Annotated in this window: 10 protein-coding genes; 8 read left to right on the top strand and 2 right to left on the bottom strand. The window is 35.0% G+C overall.

What is annotated here, in order from left to right:
• Positions 1 to 98: 98 nt before the first annotated feature.
• The 4 genes from rpoB to AC0J6S_RS00925 all read left to right on the top strand — a co-directional run bounded on the left by rpoB (position 99) and on the right by AC0J6S_RS00925 (position 9579).
• Entirely contained in the window at positions 99 to 3911 is a 3813-nt protein-coding gene (gene rpoB, locus AC0J6S_RS00940) for a DNA-directed RNA polymerase subunit beta (protein ID WP_131908568.1), read from the top strand.
• Between the two features lie 242 nt (positions 3912 to 4153).
• Positions 4154 to 8467, top strand: a complete 4314-nt coding sequence (rpoC, locus tag AC0J6S_RS00935; RefSeq protein WP_474955030.1) for a DNA-directed RNA polymerase subunit beta' — start codon at positions 4154 to 4156, stop codon at positions 8465 to 8467.
• Between the two features lies 1 nt (position 8468).
• Positions 8469 to 8780: a DUF3467 domain-containing protein gene (locus AC0J6S_RS00930; RefSeq protein WP_073354716.1), complete on the top strand. Its 312-nt coding sequence runs from the start codon at positions 8469 to 8471 to the stop codon at positions 8778 to 8780.
• A 439-nt stretch (positions 8781 to 9219) separates the two neighbouring features.
• Positions 9220 to 9579, top strand: a complete 360-nt coding sequence (locus AC0J6S_RS00925) for a hypothetical protein (protein ID WP_474955029.1) — start codon at positions 9220 to 9222, stop codon at positions 9577 to 9579.
• 129 nt (positions 9580 to 9708) lie between these two features.
• On the opposite strand, the gene AC0J6S_RS00920 is transcribed toward AC0J6S_RS00925, so the two are convergent.
• Both AC0J6S_RS00920 and AC0J6S_RS00915 read right to left on the bottom strand, forming a co-directional pair.
• Positions 9709 to 11298, bottom strand: coding sequence for a peptide chain release factor 3 (locus AC0J6S_RS00920; RefSeq protein ID WP_474955028.1), 1590 nt, complete (start codon positions 11296 to 11298; stop codon positions 9709 to 9711).
• A 189-nt stretch (positions 11299 to 11487) separates the two neighbouring features.
• Positions 11488 to 12927 carry an alpha-amylase gene (locus AC0J6S_RS00915; protein ID WP_474955027.1) on the bottom strand — a complete coding sequence of 480 codons (1440 nt, stop codon included), beginning with the start codon at positions 12925 to 12927 and terminating at the stop codon, positions 11488 to 11490.
• Positions 12928 to 13702: 775 nt separating this feature from the next.
• Here AC0J6S_RS00915 and AC0J6S_RS00910 point away from each other — a divergent pair.
• The 4 genes from AC0J6S_RS00910 to AC0J6S_RS00895 all read left to right on the top strand — a co-directional run bounded on the left by AC0J6S_RS00910 (position 13703) and on the right by AC0J6S_RS00895 (position 21708).
• On the top strand, positions 13703 to 15133 hold the full coding sequence (locus AC0J6S_RS00910) for a peptidylprolyl isomerase (RefSeq protein ID WP_474955026.1): 1431 nt from the start codon (positions 13703 to 13705) through the stop codon (positions 15131 to 15133).
• A gap of 120 nt (positions 15134 to 15253) precedes the next feature.
• Positions 15254 to 16207 (top strand): AAA family ATPase, encoded by a 954-nt coding sequence (locus tag AC0J6S_RS00905; protein WP_474955025.1) that lies wholly within the window; start codon positions 15254 to 15256, stop codon positions 16205 to 16207.
• A gap of 333 nt (positions 16208 to 16540) precedes the next feature.
• Positions 16541 to 19312, top strand: coding sequence for a bifunctional aconitate hydratase 2/2-methylisocitrate dehydratase (locus AC0J6S_RS00900; protein ID WP_474955024.1), 2772 nt, complete (start codon positions 16541 to 16543; stop codon positions 19310 to 19312).
• Between the two features lie 128 nt (positions 19313 to 19440).
• The gene (locus AC0J6S_RS00895) at positions 19441 to 21708 is read left to right on the top strand and encodes an aconitate hydratase (protein ID WP_474955023.1); all 2268 of its coding nucleotides are present in this window, start codon (positions 19441 to 19443) and stop codon (positions 21706 to 21708) included.
• The last annotated feature ends 238 nt before the right edge of the window (positions 21709 to 21946 follow it).

Raw genomic sequence — 21946 nt, 5'->3', positions numbered from 1 at the left:
TTGGTTTTTAAAAGATGTAATGGTTGTAAAAGAAAAGTATAAATAAATCCATATTTGTACAAAAAAAATTACTTTTTTAATCAAAATTTTGTCCATTGATGATAACAAATCAGACTGAAAGATTGAATTTTGCCTCAACAAAAAACATTCCTGACTATCCAGATTTTCTAGATGTTCAGGTTAAATCGTTTAAAGATTTTTTTCAATTAGAAACTAAATCTGACGAAAGAGGCGACGAAGGGCTTTACAATACCTTCATGGAAAATTTCCCAATTACTGATACAAGAAATAACTTTGTATTGGAATTCCTTGATTATTTTGTGGATCCACCTCGTTACACAATTCAAGAATGTATAGAAAGAGGTCTTACCTATAGTGTGCCTTTAAAAGCAAGGTTGAAACTGTATTGTACAGATCCAGAACATGAAGATTTTGAAACTATTGTTCAAGATGTATATCTTGGTACAATTCCTTATATGACACCAAGCGGTACCTTTGTTATTAATGGTGCTGAACGTGTAGTTGTTTCTCAATTACACAGATCTCCTGGTGTTTTCTTTGGTCAATCATTCCATGCAAATGGAACAAAATTATATTCTGCCAGAGTAATTCCTTTTAAAGGTTCTTGGATAGAATTTTCTACAGATATAAACAGCGTAATGTATGCGTATATCGACAGAAAGAAAAAATTACCGGTTACTACTTTATTCCGTGCTATTGGATTTGAAAGAGACAAGGATATCCTTGAAATTTTTGATCTTGCAGAAGAAATTAAAGTTTCTAAAACAGGACTTAAAAAATATATCGGTAGAAAATTAGCTGCTCGCGTATTGAATACATGGCATGAAGATTTCGTAGATGAAGATACTGGTGAAGTAGTTTCTATCGAACGTAACGAAATAATCCTTGATAGAGATACTATTATCGACAAAGATAATGTGGAAGAAATCATTGATTCTAACGTTAAATCTATTTTGTTACATAAAGAAGATGCTAATCAAGGTGATTATGCAATCATTCATAATACGTTGCAAAAAGATCCAACAAACTCTGAAAAAGAAGCTGTTGAACATATCTACAGACAATTACGTAATGCTGAACCGCCTGATGAAGAAACGGCACGTGGTATTATAGATAAATTATTCTTTTCTGACCAACGTTATAACTTAGGTGAAGTAGGTCGTTACAGAATTAATAAAAAATTAGGGTTAGATACTCCAATGGAAAAGCAAGTCTTGACCAAAGAGGATATCATAACTATCGTTAAATATTTGATTGAATTAATCAACTCTAAAGCAGAGATTGATGATATTGATCACTTATCAAATCGTCGTGTTAGAACAGTTGGTGAACAATTGTCTCAACAATTCGGTGTTGGTTTAGCGCGTATGGCGAGAACTATTCGTGAGAGAATGAACGTTAGAGATAACGAGGTGTTTACACCAATAGATTTGATTAATGCCAAAACATTATCATCTGTTATTAACTCTTTCTTTGGTACAAACCAGTTGTCTCAGTTTATGGATCAAACGAATCCACTTGCCGAGATTACGCACAAGAGAAGATTATCTGCACTAGGACCAGGTGGACTTTCGAGAGAGAGAGCAGGGTTTGAGGTACGTGACGTTCACTATACGCATTACGGACGTTTATGCCCAATTGAAACTCCTGAGGGACCAAACATTGGTTTGATTTCATCTCTTGGTGTTTATGCTAAAGTAAATGGAATGGGTTTCATCGAAACACCATACCGTAAGGTAACTAACGGAGTTGTAGATTTAGTGTCTACTCCAGTTTACTTAAGTGCAGAAGAAGAAGAAGGAATGTTAATTGCTCAGGCAAACATAAAAATGGATACTACTGGTAAAATTACTGCCGAAGACGTTATTGCACGTCAAGAAGGTGATTTCCCGGTAATTGAACCAACAAAAGTAGATTACACGGATGTTGCTCCTAACCAAATTGCTTCGATTTCTGCATCTTTGATTCCTTTCTTGGAACATGATGATGCGAATAGAGCTTTGATGGGATCTAACATGATGCGTCAGGCCGTACCATTAATTCGTCCTGAAGCTCCTATTGTTGGAACTGGTTTAGAGCGTCAAGTAGCTTCTGACTCTAGAGTATTGATAAATGCTGAAGGAGATGGAGTTATAGAATACGTAGATGCAAACATCATCACTATCAAGTACGATCGTTCTGAGGAAGAAAGAATGGTGAGTTTTGAGCCAGATGAGAAAACATACAATCTAATTAAATTTAGAAAAACCAATCAAGGTACAAGTATCAACCTTAAACCTATCGTAAGAAAAGGGGATAGAGTGGTTCCTGGACAAGTATTATCTGAAGGATATGCGACTCAAAATGGTGAATTAGCTTTAGGAAGAAACCTAAAAGTTGCATTTATGCCATGGAAAGGGTACAACTTCGAGGATGCGATTGTAATTTCTGAAAAAGTAGTTCGTGACGATATTTTTACCTCTATTCACGTTGATGATTATTCATTAGAAGTTAGAGATACTAAATTAGGTAACGAAGAATTAACGAACGATATACCGAACGTTTCTGAAGAAGCTACAAAAGATTTAGATGAAAATGGTATGATTAGAATTGGAGCCGAGGTTAAACCTGGTGACATTCTTATCGGAAAAATTACTCCAAAAGGGGAATCAGATCCTACTCCAGAAGAGAAATTGCTTCGTGCAATTTTCGGGGACAAAGCAGGTGATGTAAAAGATGCTTCACTAAAAGCATCTCCTTCTTTACATGGTGTTGTTTTAGATAAAAAATTGTTCGCAAGAGCAGTAAAAGATAAACGTAAACGTACTCAGGACAAGGATGCTTTAGGGGCACTTGAAATGGAGTTTGAAGTTAAATTTGTTGAATTAAAAGACAAATTAGTAGAAAAACTTTTCTTGATCGTAAACGGAAAAACATCTCAAGGTGTAATGAATGATTTGGGTGAGGAAGTTTTACCAAAAGGTAAAAAATATACTCAAAAAATGCTTTATGCTGTTGAAGATTTTGCTCACTTAAGTAAAGGTCAATGGGTTGCTGATGATGCAGCTAATAAAATGGTTAATGATTTAATTCATAACTATAAAATTAAATTGAACGATTTACAAGGTGCATTACGTAGAGAGAAATTCACTATTACTGTTGGAGATGAATTGCCAGCAGGAATCTTGAAATTAGCGAAAGTATATATTGCCAAAAAACGTAAACTGAAAGTTGGGGATAAAATGGCGGGACGTCACGGTAACAAAGGTATTGTTGCTCGTATCGTTCGTCATGAAGATATGCCTTTCCTTGAAGACGGAACCCCAGTTGATATTGTGTTGAACCCATTAGGGGTACCTTCACGTATGAACATTGGTCAAATTTATGAAACGGTACTTGGTTGGGCTGGTATGAACTTGGGTAGAAAATTTGCTACACCAATTTTTGACGGAGCAACTTTAGATCAAATTAATGAATTGACTGACGAAGCTGGAATACCACGTTTTGGACATACACATTTATATGATGGTGGTACAGGAGAGCGTTTCCATCAAGCGGCAACAGTAGGAGTTATCTACATGTTGAAACTTGGACACATGGTTGACGATAAAATGCACGCACGTTCTATAGGTCCATACTCGTTGATTACACAACAACCACTTGGAGGTAAAGCTCAATTTGGAGGTCAACGTTTTGGAGAGATGGAAGTTTGGGCACTTGAAGCTTATGGAGCATCAAGTACTCTTAGAGAAATCTTGACTGTGAAGTCTGATGATGTTATTGGTAGAGCAAAAACTTACGAAGCAATCGTTAAAGGTGAATCTATGCCAGAACCAGGATTACCTGAATCATTCAATGTATTGATGCATGAATTGAAAGGTCTTGGACTTGACATTCGTTTAGAAGAATAGATAATAGTTGAAGTAATCAGTCTCAATTTTTATTGGGGCTGATTACTCATTTATAAAAGTTTTTAGGATTTATACCCGTAAACCGTTCCGATTTTTTACTAAGACCCAAATGGTTTTGTAAATAGCACTTTAAAATTTTATTTAAAGTTTAGAGAAGTAATTCGAGGTAATAGTTTAATGATTTAAGAAAGTCATAAATCTACAATCAATTTTTAATTGCAAATAAATCAATAGTAAAAACTATGATGAATAATAGAAATAATACCAATAAAGATAAAAACCCTGTAAAAAGGTTTAATAAGATCTCAATCGGCCTTGCATCTCCTGAATCTATCTTGAAAGAATCAAGAGGTGAAGTACTAAAGCCAGAAACCATCAACTACAGAACGCACAAACCAGAGCGTGATGGTCTTTTCTGCGAGCGTATTTTTGGACCAGTAAAAGATTTTGAATGTGCTTGTGGTAAATATAAAAGAATACGTTACAAAGGCATCATCTGTGACCGTTGTGGTGTTGAAGTTACTGAGAAAAAAGTACGTAGAGACAGAGTAGGTCACATCAATCTTGTTGTGCCAATTGCTCATATCTGGTATTTCCGTTCTCTTCCAAACAAAATTGGTTACATACTTGGTCTTCCATCTAAGAAATTAGATATGATTATTTACTACGAAAGATACGTAGTTATCCAAGCTGGTATTGCTAAAAATGCAGATGGAGAATCATTACAAAGATTAGACTTTTTGACAGAAGAAGAATATTTAAATATTTTAGATACACTTCCTGCCGACAATCAGTATCTTGATGATTTTGACCCAAATAAATTTGTTGCCAAAATGGGAGCAGAATGTATTATGGATTTATTGGCAAGAATTGATTTAGATCAATTGTCTTACCAATTGCGACATAATGCTAACAATGAAACGTCTAAACAACGTAAAACGGAAGCGCTAAAAAGATTACAAGTTGTGGAATCTTTCCGTGAGTCTAACTTAAACCGTGAGAATCGTCCGGAATGGATGATTATGAAAGTGGTACCAGTTATTCCACCAGAATTACGTCCGCTTGTGCCACTTGATGGAGGTCGTTTTGCAACTTCAGATTTAAATGATTTATACCGTCGTGTAATTATACGTAACAACCGTTTGAAAAGATTAATGGAGATTAAAGCTCCAGAAGTTATCTTAAGAAATGAAAAACGTATGTTGCAAGAATCTGTAGATTCACTTTTCGATAATACTCGTAAAGCATCTGCAGTAAAAACAGAATCAAACAGACCATTAAAATCATTATCTGATTCGCTAAAAGGTAAGCAAGGACGTTTCCGTCAAAACTTACTAGGAAAACGTGTGGATTATTCTGCTCGTTCGGTAATTGTTGTTGGACCTGAATTAAAATTATCTGAGTGTGGTATCCCTAAAGATATGGCAGCAGAATTATACAAACCTTTCGTTATCCGTAAATTGATAGAAAGAGGAATTGTAAAAACTGTAAAATCAGCTAAGAAAATAATAGATAAGAAAGAGCCTGTAGTTTGGGATATCCTTGAAAATGTAATCAAAGGTCACCCAATATTACTGAATCGTGCTCCTACTTTGCACAGATTAGGTATTCAAGCATTCCAACCAAAATTAATTGAAGGAAAAGCAATCCAATTGCACCCTTTAGTTTGTACGGCATTTAATGCGGATTTTGATGGGGATCAAATGGCAGTTCACTTGCCTTTAGGACCAGAAGCTATTTTGGAAGCACAACTATTAATGTTGGGTTCTCACAATATTCTGAATCCTGCAAATGGTGCTCCAATTACGGTACCTTCTCAGGATATGGTTTTAGGTCTATATTATATGACCAAAGAACGTTTATCAACTCCTGAACTTAAAATTTTAGGAGAAGGAATCACTTTTTATTCCGCTGAAGAAGTAAATATTGCTTTGAATGAAGGAAGATTAGAATTGAATGCTCGTGTGAAAATTAGAGCTAAGGATTTTAATGAAGCTGGAGAATTAGTTTTTCAAATTATCCAAACAACTGCAGGTCGTGTATTATTTAATGAAGTAGTTCCGGAAGCAGCTGGTTATATTAATGATGTATTGACTAAGAAAAACCTTAGAGACATTATCGGACACGTTTTAAGTTCTACAGATGTACCTACAACTGCAGCTTTCTTGGATAACATGAAAGATATGGGTTACAAATTTGCTTTCAAAGGTGGATTGTCATTCTCTTTAGGCGATATTAGAATTCCAGATCAAAAACCAAAATTAATTGCAGACGCCAGAGAACAAGTTCAAGGTATTTCTGCGAATTATAACATGGGTCTTATTACCAATAACGAACGTTACAACCAAGTTATTGATGTTTGGACTTCAGCAAATGCTCAATTGACAGAGTTAGCAATGAAAAACATTAGAGAAGACCAACAAGGTTTCAACTCAGTGTATATGATGCTTGATTCTGGAGCGAGGGGTTCCAAAGAGCAAATTCGTCAGTTAACTGGTATGCGTGGTTTGATGGCTAAGCCTAAAAAATCTACTGCTGGTGGTGGTGAAATTATTGAAAACCCGATTCTTTCTAACTTTAAAGAAGGTCTTTCTATCCTTGAGTACTTTATTTCTACTCACGGTGCGCGTAAAGGTCTTGCGGATACGGCTTTGAAAACGGCCGATGCAGGATATTTAACAAGAAGATTGCATGATGTATCTCAAGATGTTATCGTTAATATCGATGATTGTGGTACACTCAGAGGTGTTGAAGTATCAGCATTGAAAAAGAATGAGGAAATAGTTGAATCATTAGGTGAAAGAATTTTAGGACGTGTTGTTTTACAAGACCTTATTAATCCTTTAAACAATGAAGTTTTAATTGAATCTGGACAACAAATTACAGAAGTTATAATGAAAGCAATTGATGCTTCTCCTATTGAGAAAGTGGAAGTTCGTTCTCCATTAACCTGTGAAGCGTTGAAAGGAATTTGTGCAAAATGTTACGGTAGAAATTTAGCTACAGGTAAAATGACACAAAGAGGTGAAGCAGTTGGTGTAATTGCAGCACAGTCTATTGGAGAGCCTGGAACACAGTTGACATTACGTACATTTCACGTTGGTGGGGTTGCGGGTGGTATTTCGGAAGAATCTAGTATTGTTACGAAATTTAATGGTAAACTGGAAATTGAAGATTTAAAAACGGTTAAAGGAGAAGACAGTGACGGTAATGCAGTTGATATTGTAGTATCTCGTTCAACTGAATTGAAATTAATCGATGAAAGAACAGGTATTTTATTAAGTACTAATAATATTCCTTACGGTTCTAGTATCTTCGTTAAAGACGGACAATCTGTAGTTAAAGGAGATGTAATTTGTAAATGGGATCCATATAATGGAGTTATCGTTTCTGAATTTACCGGTAAAATTGCTTACGAAGAATTAGAGCAAGGTCAATCTTTCATGGTTGAAATTGATGAGCAAACTGGTTTCCAAGAAAAAGTAATTTCTGAATCTAGAGCTAAAAAATTAATTCCAACTTTATTGGTTTACGGTAAAGACAATGAATTGATTCGTTCTTATAACTTACCAGTTGGTGCCCACTTGATGGTTGAAAACGGTGAGAAAATTAAAGCAGGTAAAGTATTGGTGAAAATTCCACGTCGTTCTTCTAAATCAGGAGATATTACTGGAGGTTTACCAAGAATTACAGAGTTGTTAGAAGCTCGTAATCCTTCAAACCCAGCTGTTGTTTCTGAGATTGATGGTGTTGTTTCTTTTGGAAAAATCAAAAGAGGTAACCGTGAGATCGTTATCGAATCTAAATTTGGTGATATTAGAAAATACTTGGTTAAATTATCAAGCCAAATTCTAGTTCAGGAAAATGACTTTGTTAGAGCAGGTGTACCTTTATCTGATGGAGCAATTACTCCGGATGATATTTTAAGAATCCAAGGACCAGCAGCTGTTCAACAGTATTTGGTTAATGAAATTCAAGAAGTATACCGTCTACAAGGGGTAAAAATTAACGACAAACACTTTGAAGTAGTAATACGTCAAATGATGCGTAAAGTAAGAGTACAAGATCCAGGTGATACTTTATTCTTAGAAGATCAATTGATTCACACTAAAGATTTCATCGTTCAAAACGATAAATTATATGGTATGAAAGTGGTTGAAGATGCTGGAGATTCTAGTGCATTGAAAGAAGGACAAATTATTACGCCTCGTGAGTTGCGTGATGAAAACTCTTTATTGAAACGTACAGATAAAAATCTTGTTGTGGCTCGTGATGTTGTTACTGCAACAGCAACACCAGTTTTACAAGGTATTACAAGAGCATCGCTTCAAACGAAATCGTTTATCTCTGCCGCATCTTTCCAAGAAACTACTAAAGTATTGAACGAAGCTGCTGTTGCAGGTAAAATCGATTACTTAGAGGGATTGAAAGAAAATGTAATTGTAGGACATAGAATCCCTGCCGGAACGGGTATGAGAGAATATGATAACACAATTGTAGGTTCGAAAGAAGACTACAATGACATGATGGCTAACAAAGAAGAATATATTTATTAAGATGAGTAATTCTAATCAACAACAAGAGCAGATTAACATTGAGTTAGACGAAAAAATTGCGGAAGGAATTTATTCCAATTTGGCAATAATAAATCACTCTTCATCAGAATTTGTTTTAGATTTTGTAAGTATCATGCCGGGTATTCCTAAAGCTAAAGTGAAATCAAGAATTGTCTTGACGCCACAACATGCCAAAAGATTGCTAAAAGCAATTGGGGAAAATATTCATCGTTTTGAAGTCGCTCATGGCGAAATAAAAGACACTGAACAAGCACCAATTCCGTTAAATTTTGGTCCTGCGGGACAAGCATAATACTCTTAAAAGGCTCCAGAAATGGAGCCTTTTTTATTTTTAAGTTATTTTTGAATGTGAGGATTTGCTAGTAGCATTCAACGTTTTAAATTTGAAATACAAGTGATTGGAATGATTTTAGGTTTTTAAAAATCAAATCTGATTCTCAAAAATGCACTTCGGTTTTGCTAGAAACTTATTAGTAATAATTGGAATGTTTTTTAGTTTGTGCTTTGTTATTATTTGAGCCTTACCATTATTTTACCACTTTAGGTTAACGTGTTTATTGAATACGTCAACATTAACTCATCATTAAATCTTGGCTATTTACAACAAATTTGTGCTTTAAACGAGTATTCTGGTTCTTTATCGAAAATATTTTTCGCTCGTTTGTAAATGATATACTTTCGCTCTCGAGATAGACAAATGTATTCTGTCTATTATAAAAAAACGAATTGTTATGAAATATTTTTCTTTAGAAGCAAGTAAAAAAGTCATGTTGAATGGCTTCCTAATGTTTGCTTTTATTTTTGTGTCTAATACTACTGTTTTTGCTCAAACTTCAAAAAATGTAGTAGAAGTGAATACAATTGAGGTTACTTCTAATACTAAACAAGATAATGTTTCAGCAGTTTCTACTTCAAATAGTATGAACTTCGTATTGTGGTTTATGGGTTCTAAGCAAGATCCAAACTCGACGATATCTATAGAAGGTACAAATACTAAAAAACAAGTTATTACTTCAGGTACAGCGCCAAATCGTTTGTTAATCAAAGCTTTTTTGAAAAAAGCAGTTAACTTGGAAAGTATGGTTGCTTAAGCTAAGATAATTTTTTAAATACATAAAAAAAACGCTAATTTTTAAATTAGCGTTTTTTTTTATGTAATTTTTTTTACTTTGATTTCTGGATAACATATTGTCCTGCAGAAATTATTTTTAATTGAAATATTATTCAAATTCCGAAGTAAAGAATAGTTTTACGTTTGGATATTTATTTTGTGTCATTTGAATCGTAAAATCAGAATCAGCTAGGAATACTAATTGTCCATATTTGTCATGCGCCAAGAATTTTTGTTTGATCCTTCTAAACTCTTTAAACTCTTCACTTTTTGGATCATTTGGTTTTACCCAACATGCTTTGTGTACGGGAAAGTTTTCATAGGTACATTTTGCGCCATATTCATGTTCTAAACGATATTGGATTACCTCGTATTGAAGTGCTCCAACCGTTCCAATGATTTTTCTATTGTTCATTTCAAGTGTAAATAACTGCGCGACACCTTCGTCCATCAACTGATCAATTCCTTTGTCCAGTTGTTTGGCTTTCATTGGATCAGCATTATTTATGTATCGGAAATGTTCCGGGGAGAAGCTTGGAATTCCTTTGAAGCTCATGATTTCCCCTTCGGTTAATGTATCTCCAATTTTGAAATTTCCAGTATCATGTAAACCAACAATATCTCCAGGATAGGAAATATCTACAATTTCTTTCTTTTCAGCAAAGAAAGCGTTTGGACTGGAGAATTTTAAATTCTTCTTTTGGCGAACGTGATAATACGGTTTGTTTCTTTCGAAAGTTCCAGATACAATTTTTATAAAGGCCAGTCGGTCTCTGTGTTTGGGATCCATATTGGCATGGATTTTAAAAACAAATCCAGTCATTTTCTCCTCTTCTGGATCCACTAATCGTGTTTCGGAATCTTTAGGTCTTGGTGACGGAGCAATTTCAACAAAACAATCAAGCAATTCTCTAACACCAAAATTATTTAAAGCGGAACCAAAAAATACAGGCTGTAATTTTCCGTCTAAATAATCCTGACGATCAAATTTAGGATAAACTTCGTCTATCAATTCTAATTCTTCACGCAATCTATCAGCGGGTTTTTGACCGATTATTTTCTCCAATTCTGGATTTTGAACATCCGAGAAAGCAATTGTTTCTTCAATATTTTTGCGGCTGTCGCCACTAAATAAGTTGATGTTTTGTTCCCATAAATTATAAATTCCTTGAAAATCATAACCCATTCCAATTGGGAAACTTAGCGGAGTAACGGTTAGACCCAGTTTTTGCTCAACTTCATCCATCAAGTCAAAAGCATCTTTTCCTTCTCTGTCTAATTTATTGATGAATACAATAATCGGAATTTTACGCAACCTACAAACAGCTACTAATTTTTCCGTTTGTTCCTCAACACCTTTAGCAACATCAATTACAACAATAACGCTGTCAACAGCGGTTAAGGTCCTAAAAGTGTCCTCGGCAAAATCCTTATGTCCTGGAGTATCAAGAATGTTTATTTTCTTGTCTTTATAATTAAACGCTAAAACCGAAGTAGAAACTGAAATTCCTCTCTGGCGTTCAATTTCCATAAAGTCACTCGTTGCGCCTTTCTTGATTTTATTGTTTTTTACAGCACCTGCTTCTTGAATCGCACCACCAAAAAGGAGGAGTTTCTCAGTAAGTGTTGTTTTTCCGGCATCAGGATGTGAGATAATCCCGAAAGTTCTTCTACGTTGTATTTCTTCTAAAAAGCCCATATTTGTATAAATAGTCTGCAAAAGTACTATTTATAAATGCTATTTAAAAAAATTGTATACTCTAATTGGAGTAAAGGAGTTTTGAAGATTGATTTCGGGTAAATTTAAGCCAGTCATTGAAAGTCCAAAATTAAAATCTGAGAAATAAAGAAGGCTGTCTTTTCAGACAGCCTTAGTGCTATTAAAGGATTACATATTGATTGACCAAATAGAATATCCATTTGGAGGACATTGAATTTTTACCCATTTGTCTGCCTGAGTTGTTGGTAACCAAGTTGAATTTCCTGTGAAATCTTTAATTTGAGCATTAACCCAATTTGTCTGAATCCATCTTTCTTGCCAAGTGGATGAATTATTAATGTAAACCACTAAACCAGGATTTCCGTTGTAGCCGTTTCTGCGAGCAATATATTCATCGGTATCGGTGTATAGAATTGAGGTGTTTCCGGTCGCTTTATTATTGTGAATCCAAATAAGATTGTTCATTTTTGTTTTGTTCAGCCATTCTTCATAATCGCGATAAAATAGTGTTGGATACCCTTCATGTGTCAAAATGTAAGCGTATGCTAATTCTTTTTTCCAAATTTCGTCAGTGTCATGGTTGGATACGAAAGTAACCGCTTTATAAGGGTTTCTTTTCCACATCATGTCATCATTTAAAAGGTTTAGATTATTTCCGTCAAAAGCATCATTCATTTTGTAGTAACAGGCAAAATCAAAAACGGAACTGTTGGCAATATTAGCCCAGTCGTTAAGTATGTTGACGTTTGAATCCCACAATTCGCCAACAGAGAAGCCGCCAACGTTTGCATTCCAGTCTTTGATAACCCACGGAGCAAAACCTTTCACGTAATCAAACCTCCAGCCATCAAATTTCATGGTATTTTTATAATATTTACCTACGCCATCGGCCCTTTTCCAAAGCCAGTCTTGTACATTAGGAACGACATGTGCTAAATCCGGAAATCCTCCAAAAGCCCCTTCATCATTATTTCCATAAGAATTTTTATAAAAATCAGCACTGGTTCTCTTGAATTTCCCAGAAGCGACACCAGTAAAATTAGTATATGTTTGTGTTCCTGTAAATGGATTACTTTCTAATTGTCCGCCACTGTTGTGGTTTAAAACCATATCAGCATAGACTTGCATGTTTTCGGTATGTACTTTCGTGATCAAACTTTCTAATTCTGTGCGGGAACCAAATCTAGTTTCTATCGTTCCATTTTGATTGTAATTTCCAAAATCGAAATAATCGGTAGGATCGTAACCCATAGAAAACGGTCCGTTTTGAGCTTTTGAAACGGGAGGAAGCCAAATGGAACCAATACCAACATTTGACCAAGCAGTTATTTTTGCGTTTACCGTATTCCACCACGTTCCACCAGCTGGCACATCCCAATAAAAAGCCTGCATCATTACACCGCCACCAGGATTTGCAACGTATCTGCCTGTTGTGCTTGATTGTTTTCCTGTACTAAAAGGATGACCATCGTGATTTGTAACATTAATCACTTTGAATTGTGCAGTGGCTTCTTTTGAATTGGTTACAAGGTCATCATTTGAATTACACGAGTACAAGCAAACGAGTAAAGCGGATAATAAACAAATTTTAAAATTTTGTTTTTTCATAAAATAGGAAATTTAGGTTAATTAATAGATTTTGGGTAATGGTAATAGTATTGAAATGATTAGTTGTTGTTTTTTATTTTGATTTAAATTTTAAAATGCATTTTATTAAAATCAAAATAAATAATATAAAATAATAGTATAAAATTATTTTTATACTATTATTTTAGATAAAAATGCAACTTTTAAGCTAATTTATACAAATTCTTACAAGATATGCGTCAGATTTTTTTTAATGAAGAACGAAAACGTTGTAGTGTTTACAAGTTTTTAAATAGAGCGCTAAAAATGAGTATTTTAATAGCTATGATTTTTAATTTGTAACCTTAAAAATGAGAAATTCTTGGCAGTTCTAAGAATTTTTGATAGAATGAAAAAATACTGTAATCATAAATTCTGGTGGTTATTCGGAGGTGTCAAATAAGAGAAAACAGTGATGATGCATTTAATTACTGTCAATTTAAGTAAAAGCAATGCGTATTTATGATGTTTTTTCGTAGCTAACCTTCAGTTTCTTCATGGTTTACAAACGGAATCAGCTGATAAATAAATGCGTTTATAATTTTTTGTTAATAGTACTTAGGAAACTTGTATTATGTAATTGAATTGCTATTTTTGTTCGATTTAAATTTAAAGAATACTTAAGAATTGTATTGTGAAATTTCAATTCCGTTGTTGATTCTTAAAGTGTATATTTGCCAAAAATATTCTGGCAGGTATCAAGAGGTTTAATTACAATAGAATAAGTATATTTTTACGATAAATACAAATGAGAATAATGCCAATAAATAACATAGAAATGAAATCCGTTAATAATAGAATTGCACTTACTTTTTTTCTTTTAATTTTTACAAGCGTTATAACAAGTGCACAAGAAATTATTAAGGACACCGTGATAGTTCCAATCAAGAAAATCCAATCAACTGGTAAACAAAAAATTGATGGTGTGATTGCTACTGTTGGAGATTACATCATTTTAGATTCAGATATTGATAAGTCGTATCTTGAAATTTCAGCTGGAGGCGGATCTGTAAAAGATATTACAAGATGTCAAATGCTTGGTAAATTATTAGAAGATAAATTGTATGCGCATCAAGCTATTCAGGATAGTATTGTAGTAACAGACTCTGAGATAAAAGGAATGTTAGAAGAGCGTTTGAACTATATGGTAGGGCAAATTGGATCTTTGGAAAAAGTAGTGCAGTATTACAAAAAGGACTCAGAAGAAGAGTTTAGAACTTATTTCTCAGATATTTTGAAAGAAGGAAAGTTGACTTCAGAAATGCAGAAGAAAATCGTTGATGAAGTAGAAATTACACCAGAAGAGGTTCGAAATTATTTCAAAACAATTCCAAAAGATGATCTTCCATTCTTTGGGGTGGAATTAGAAGTTTCTCAAATTGTTATTACTCCAAAAGTTTCGGCAGAGGATAAGCAAAAAGTGATTGATAGATTGAATGGTTTCAAAAAAGAAATAGAAGAGGGTTCAAGTTTTTCTACTAAAGCAGTTCTATACTCTCAAGATCCGGGATCAAGATCTAGTGGAGGGTTTTATAAGATGAATCGTAAAACACCATTTGTAAAAGAATTTAAAGATGTTGCTTTTAGTTTAGCGGAAGGTGAAATATCAGCTCCTTTTGAAACAGATTTTGGATATCATATTATATATGTGGAAAAGATAAAAGGGCAAGAAGTAGAATTGCGTCACATATTATTGTCACCTACGGTTACTGAAACGGCACTGAATGAGGCGAAAGAAAAGATTGTTTTAATCAAAAAAAGAATCGAAGATAAAGAAATTACTTTTGCGGAAGCAGCCAGAACATTGTCTGATGAAAAAGAAACAAGAGCAAATGGTGGTGCGTTAATCAATCCACAAACACAGGATACGCGTTTTGAATTGACTAAAATGGATCCTGCTTTTTACAGTCAAGTTTCTAATTTAAAGGAAAATGAAGTTTCAGCTCCAATTTTAGACCAAGGAGAAGAAGGTAAGAAAAAATTCAAACTAATTACCGTAACCAACAGAATTGATGAGCATGCTGCTGATTATGCGAAAGATTACATCAAAATTAAAGAATTGGCACTGAAAGATAAGCGAATCACTGCAATTGGAAAATGGTTTGATGAGAAAATAAAAGAAACGTATGTTAAAATTATTGGTGAATATAGAGATTGTGCTTTTACCAACAATTGGCTTAAAAAGTAGGCTTCTTTTTGTCCTTCACGGGCTGGATTATCAATAAAAAAGTTTTCGTTAAATAAAGAAAAAGAGTTAGTTTTATGATTTCATAATGCTAACTCTTTTTAATTTTAAAACACTTCATACATGTCAGACGTAGCAGCAATACATAATTTAGTTCAAAAAAGGAATGAGCTAAAAAAAGAAATCGCAAAAATCATTGTAGGTCAGGATGTTGTGGTAGATCAAATCTTACTTTGTATTTTTTCTGGTGGTCATGCATTGTTAATAGGTGTTCCTGGATTAGCAAAAACTTTGATGGTGAATACGTTGGCGCAAGCGCTGGGTCTTGATTTTAAAAGGATTCAGTTTACCCCGGATTTGATGCCTTCGGATATTTTGGGAAGTGAAATTTTAGATGAAAGCCGTCAGTTTAAATTTATAAAAGGGCCTATTTTTTCGAATATTATTCTGGCAGATGAAATCAATCGTACGCCGCCAAAAACGCAAGCTGCATTGTTAGAAGCCATGCAGGAACGTTCTGTTACTATTGCAGGAGTAAATTATAAATTAGACTTGCCTTATTTTGTTTTGGCAACTCAAAATCCAATTGAACAGGAAGGAACGTATCCTTTACCTGAAGCCCAATTAGACCGATTTATGTTCGCCATAAAATTAGAATATCCTTCTTTTGCAGAAGAAGTTCAAGTGGTGAAGCGCACAACTTCGGATATAAAAAACACAATAAATCCTTTATTCACCGCTCAGGAAATAATAGATTTTCAACATCTGATTCGCCGAATTCCTGTAGCGGATAACGTTATAGAATATGCGGTAACATTAGTCAGTAAAACCCGTCCGGATAATCTTTTATCAAATGAATTTGTCAAAAATTATCTGGATTGGGGAGCAGGACCAAGAGCATCTCAAAATTTGATTTTGGCGGCTAAAGCCAATGCAGCTTTTAATGGAAAATTTTCTCCGGATATTGAAGATGTGAAAGCTGTTGCGACAGGGATTTTACGTCATCGAATTATTAAAAATTACAAAGCCGACGCTGAAGGAATTACAGAAGAAATGATTATTGCCAAGTTGGTATAACTGTTTTTTTTTTGAACTCTGAGCTTGATTGTTGATCGTAACTACAACGTTTTCTTAGTTCTGATGGTTTTTCTAATTTGATAATCGTTAGAATATAATTAATTAATTATCGATTAATCAGTTTAGTGTTAAATTTTTTAAAATTCATCAATTTTAAAGGGTAAAAATCAGTATTCACTAATAATATCATTTCAAAAAACCACATCTATTAAATTTTTTCAAATATCATCTTAAAGAGCTAAATTTGCGTCGTGAATAAAAATACAGCTATTATGGCTTGTAATTTTGAGTAAGTTAAAAATAATTAGCCTTTAACATTGAAAACAATTTACTATGAACATTTATAACGATTATCTAAAGGAAATCGAAGACAGAAAAACTCAGGGACTTAACCCGAAGCCAATTGATAACGCTGATTTATTAAGCGATATCATCACTCAAATTAAAGATTCAAATAACGCAAATCGCGAAGCTTCAATTTCGTTTTTTATTTATAATACGGTTCCTGGTACAACACCTGCAGCTGCTGTGAAAGCTTCTTTTTTGAAAGAGATTGTTCTTGGTGAATCAGTAGTGAATGAAATAACACCAGCATTTGCATTAGAGTTATTGTCACATATGAAAGGTGGGCCATCAATCAAAGTTTTACTTGACTTAGCTTTAGGAAATGACATTACAATTGCAAAAGCAGCAGCAGAAGTATTAAAAACACAAGTATATCTTTATGAGGCTGATACTGATCGATTAGAGGCGGCACTTAAAAGTGGTAATGAGATTGCAAAAGATATTCTAGTGAGTTACGCTAAGGCGGAATTCTTTACAAAGCTACCAGAAGTAGTTGAGGAAATTAAGGTTGTTACTTATGTTGCTGGTGAAGGAGATATTTCGACAGATTTACTTTCTCCGGGGAACCAAGCGCATTCACGCTCAGATCGTGAACTGCATGGAAAATGTTTGATTTCGCCTGAAGCTCAAGATGAAATTAAAGCGCTTCAAGCGCAACATCCGGACAAAAGTGTGATGTTAATTGCTGAAAAAGGAACTATGGGAGTAGGTTCTTCAAGAATGTCAGGAGTGAATAATGTGGCTCTTTGGACAGGTAGAAAAGCAAGTCCTTATGTGCCATTCATAAACATAGCTCCAATTGTTGCCGGAACTAATGGTATTTCCCCAATTTTCCTTACCACTGTTGATGTTACTGGTGGTATTGGTCTTGATCTTCAAAACTGGGTAAAGAAAACAGATGCAAATGGAGCGGTTCTTCGCAATGAAAACGGTGAGCCTATTTTAGAAGAAGTTTATTCTGTTGCAACTGGAATAGTGCTGACTATTAATACAAAAACAAAAAAACTTTACAACGGCGATAAAGAATTAATTGATATTTCTAAGGCATTTACGCCTCAGAAGATGGAATTTATTAAAGCTGGTGGGTCTTACGCTATTGTATTTGGAAAAAAATTACAAACTTTTGCATCAAAGACTTTGGGAATTGATATCGTACCGGTATTCGCTCCGTCAAAAGAGGTTTCTATTGAAGGACAAGGTCTTACGGCTGTAGAAAAAATATTTAATAAGAACGCAGTTGGTTCAACTCCAGGTAAAGTTTTACATGCAGGTTCTGATGTGCGTGTAACGGTAAATATCGTAGGATCACAAGATACAACTGGCTTGATGACTTCTCAGGAATTGGAGTCTATGGCTGCTACTGTGATTTCTCCAATTGTTGATGGTGCATACCAATCAGGTTGTCATACAGCTTCTGTTTGGGATAATAAGTCTAAAGCAAACATTCCAAGATTGATGAAGTTCATGAATGATTTTGGTTTGATTACGGCTCGTGATCCTAAGGGGAGCTACCACGCAATGACAGATGTAATCCACAAAGTTCTTAATGATATTACTGTTGATGAATGGGCGATTATTATAGGGGGTGACTCTCATACAAGAATGTCTAAAGGTGTTGCTTTTGGAGCCGATTCAGGAACAGTTGCACTCGCACTAGCTACGGGTGAGGCTTCAATGCCAATTCCGGAGTCAGTAAAAGTTACCTTTAAAGGTGATATGAAAGAATATATGGATTTCCGTGATGTTGTTCATGCTACACAATCTCAAATGTTGAAGCAATTTGGTGGAGAGAATGTTTTCCAAGGACGTATTATTGAGGTTCATTTAGGAACACTTACTGCTGATCAAGCTTTTACCTTTACAGATTGGACTGCAGAAATGAAAGCAAAAGCTTCTATTTGTATTTCTGAGGATGATACTTTAATTGAATCATTAGAGATCGCCAAAGGTAGAATCCAGATCATGATTGATAAAGGAATGGATAACGAGAAGCAAGTCTTAAAAGGATTAATCGCTATCGCTAATAATAGAATTGCAGCAATCCAATCAGGTGAAAAACCTGCTTTGATTCCTGATGCTAACGCAAAATATTTTGCTGAAGTTGTAATCGATTTAGATATCGTTGCGGAACCTATGATTGCAGATCCAGACGTAAATAATGCGGATGTTTCTAAGCGTTATACGCACGATACCATTAGACCACTTTCTTTTTACGGCGGTGTGAAAAAAGTAGATCTTGGTTTCGTTGGATCTTGTATGGTACACAAAGGTGATTTGAAGATTCTTTCTCAGATGCTAAAAAACATAGATGAGCAATATGGTAAAGTAGAGTTTAAAGCACCGCTTGTCGTGGCACCTCCTACATATAATATTGTAGATGAACTTAAAGCTGAAGGAGACTGGGAAGTTTTACAAAAGTATTCTGGTTTCGAATTTGATGATAATGCTCCTAAAGGCGTGGCACGTACAGGATATGAAAATATTCTATATTTAGAGCGTCCAGGCTGTAATTTATGTATGGGTAACCAAGAAAAAGCAGAAAAAGGAGATACTGTAATGGCAACATCTACGCGTCTTTTCCAAGGAAGAGTTGTTGAAGATACAGAAGGTAAAAAAGGAGAATCACTGCTTTCTTCAACACCAGTTGTTGTATTGTCTACAATTTTAGGTAGAACTCCAACTCTTGAGGAATACAAAGCTGCAGTTAAAGGTATAAATTTAACGCAGTTTGCACCATCTCATAAATTATTGGTTAGATAATAACTGATTTTTGTTAATTATATCAAAAAGCTTGAGTCTTTCAACAGACTTAGGCTTTTTTTATTTTAATAGGTCTTCTGTTTTTTGTACCTTGTGGTTTTAAAGATAATAACAGAAAAAAATTAGATATGGCTTTTGATATTGAAATGATTAAAAAAGTGTATGACAACATGACAACTCGTGTTGATAAAGCACGCGAAATAGTTGGACGTCCTCTTACATTGACAGAGAAAATTTTGTATAATCACCTTTGGGATGGAATGCCGTCAAAAGCTTTTACAAGAGGTGCTGATTATGTTGATTTTGCTCCAGATAGAGTTGCTTGTCAAGATGCAACCGCTCAAATGGCGTTGTTGCAATTCATGCATGCCGGTAAATCTAAAGTAGCGGTTCCTACAACAGTGCATTGTGATCACTTGATCCAAGCGAAAGTTGATGCTGTAACTGATTTGGCCAGAGCAAAAACACAAAGTAATGAAGTGTTTGAATTCCTTTCTTCGGTATCTAATAAATACGGAATCGGTTTCTGGAAACCAGGAGCAGGGATTATTCACCAAGTAGTACTTGAAAATTATGCTTTCCCGGGTGGAATGATGATTGGTACTGATTCTCATACTGTGAATGCAGGTGGTTTAGGAATGGTGGCAATTGGTGTTGGTGGTGCTGATGCAGTTGATGTTATGTCAGGAATGGCTTGGGAATTGAAATTCCCGAAACTAATTGGAGTAAAATTAACTGGAAAACTATCAGGTTGGACAGCTCCAAAAGACGTTATCCTAAAAGTAGCCGGAATTCTTACCGTAAAAGGTGGAACAGGCGCTATCGTTGAATATTTTGGTGAAGGTGCAACTTCTATGTCTTGTACGGGAAAAGGAACTATCTGTAATATGGGTGCCGAAATTGGTGCTACAACTTCTACATTTGGTTATGATGATTCTATGAGCCGTTATTTGCGTTCTACAAACAGAGCTGATGTTGCAGATGCTGCTGATAAAATTGCTCCATATTTAACAGGCGATGCGGAAGTTTATGCTAATCCAGAATTGTATTTTGATCAAGTTATCGAAATTAACTTAAACGAATTAGAGCCACATTTAAACGGACCTTACACTCCAGATTTAGCGACTCCAATTTCTAAAATGAAAGAGGAAGCTATCAAAAATAACTGGCCTTTGAAAATTGAAGTAGGTTTGATTGGTTCTTGTACCAATTCTTCTTACGAAGACATCGCTCGCGCAGCATCAATAGCCAAACAAGTCACCGACAAAAAATTAAAATTAAAATCAAAATTCACGATCACTCCAGGTTCTGAGGTGGTTCGTTATACAATCGAGCGTGACGGTTTTATCGATACTTTCGATAAGATTGGTGCGACGGTATTTGCTAATGCATGCGGACCATGTATCGGAATGTGGGACAGAGAAGGAGCAGAAAAAGAAGAACGCAACACAATTGTTCACTCTTTCAACCGTAACTTCTCCAAACGTGCCGATGGAAATCCAAACACATTGGCTTTCGTAGGTTCACCGGAATTGGTAACGGCTTTGGCAATTGCCGGAGATTTAAGTTTCAATCCGTTGACGGATTCTTTAATAAACGAAGATGGTGAAGAAGTAATGTTAGAAGTGCCAACAGGCGACGAATTGCCGAAAAACGGATTTGATGCTGAAGACCCAGGTTTTCAAGCACCGGCAGAAGATGGTTCAGGTGTTCAAATCGCGGTTAGTGAAACTTCAGAAAGATTACAATTGTTAGCGCCATTCTTGCCTTGGGACGGAAAAAATATTACAGGAGCTAAATTATTGATTAAAGCTTTCGGAAAATGTACAACAGATCACATCTCTATGGCTGGACCATGGTTGCGTTTCCGTGGACATTTAGATAATATTTCTAATAATATGTTGATTGGTGCTATAAATGCATTCAACCAAAAACCAAATACAGTGAAAAATCACTTGACGGGTATTTACGATGCAGTTCCTGCTGTAGCTCGTGCTTACAAAGCGGCTGGTGTTCCTTCAATCGTTGTTGGGGATCATAATTACGGCGAAGGATCTTCTCGTGAGCATGCAGCAATGGAGCCTCGTTTCTTAGGTGTGAAAGCGGTTTTGGTGAAATCATTTGCGCGTATCCACGAAACAAACCTTAAAAAACAAGGTCTTTTAGGACTGACATTTGCTAATGAAGCGGATTACGATAAAATTCAGGAGGATGACACAATCAATTTCACTGATTTAGTAGATTTTGCTCCAGAAAAATCATTAACATTAGAATTCGTTCACGCGGATGGAACCAAAGATATTATCTTGGCAAACCATACCTATAATGAAGGACAAATTGGTTGGTTCGTTGCTGGTTCAGCCTTAAACTTGATTGCTGCTGCCGGAAAAGCATAAGTATTTCAATACTAAATTTTAAAACTCTCAAGGGAACTTGGGAGTTTTTTCGTTTTAATTACACTTTATTTCTGGAGCTGTTTCCTGCTGACCGTATCAAGCTTTTTTGCACAATTGCTTTTTTCCAAGATAAAAAGGAGCTTCTTTTAGTCGCTCTTTTTACTCTGGAAAAATAGGCAATTCCGCTTCAAAAGGCTTTTCACTCCCATCAGGGCTATTTAATCAAAACCCAATTATT

This window comes from Flavobacterium sp. TS_SC_5, from assembly GCF_056156265.1.
Note: the sequence above shows the minus strand (reverse complement) of the source record. Positions and strands in the feature narration are given on the sequence as shown.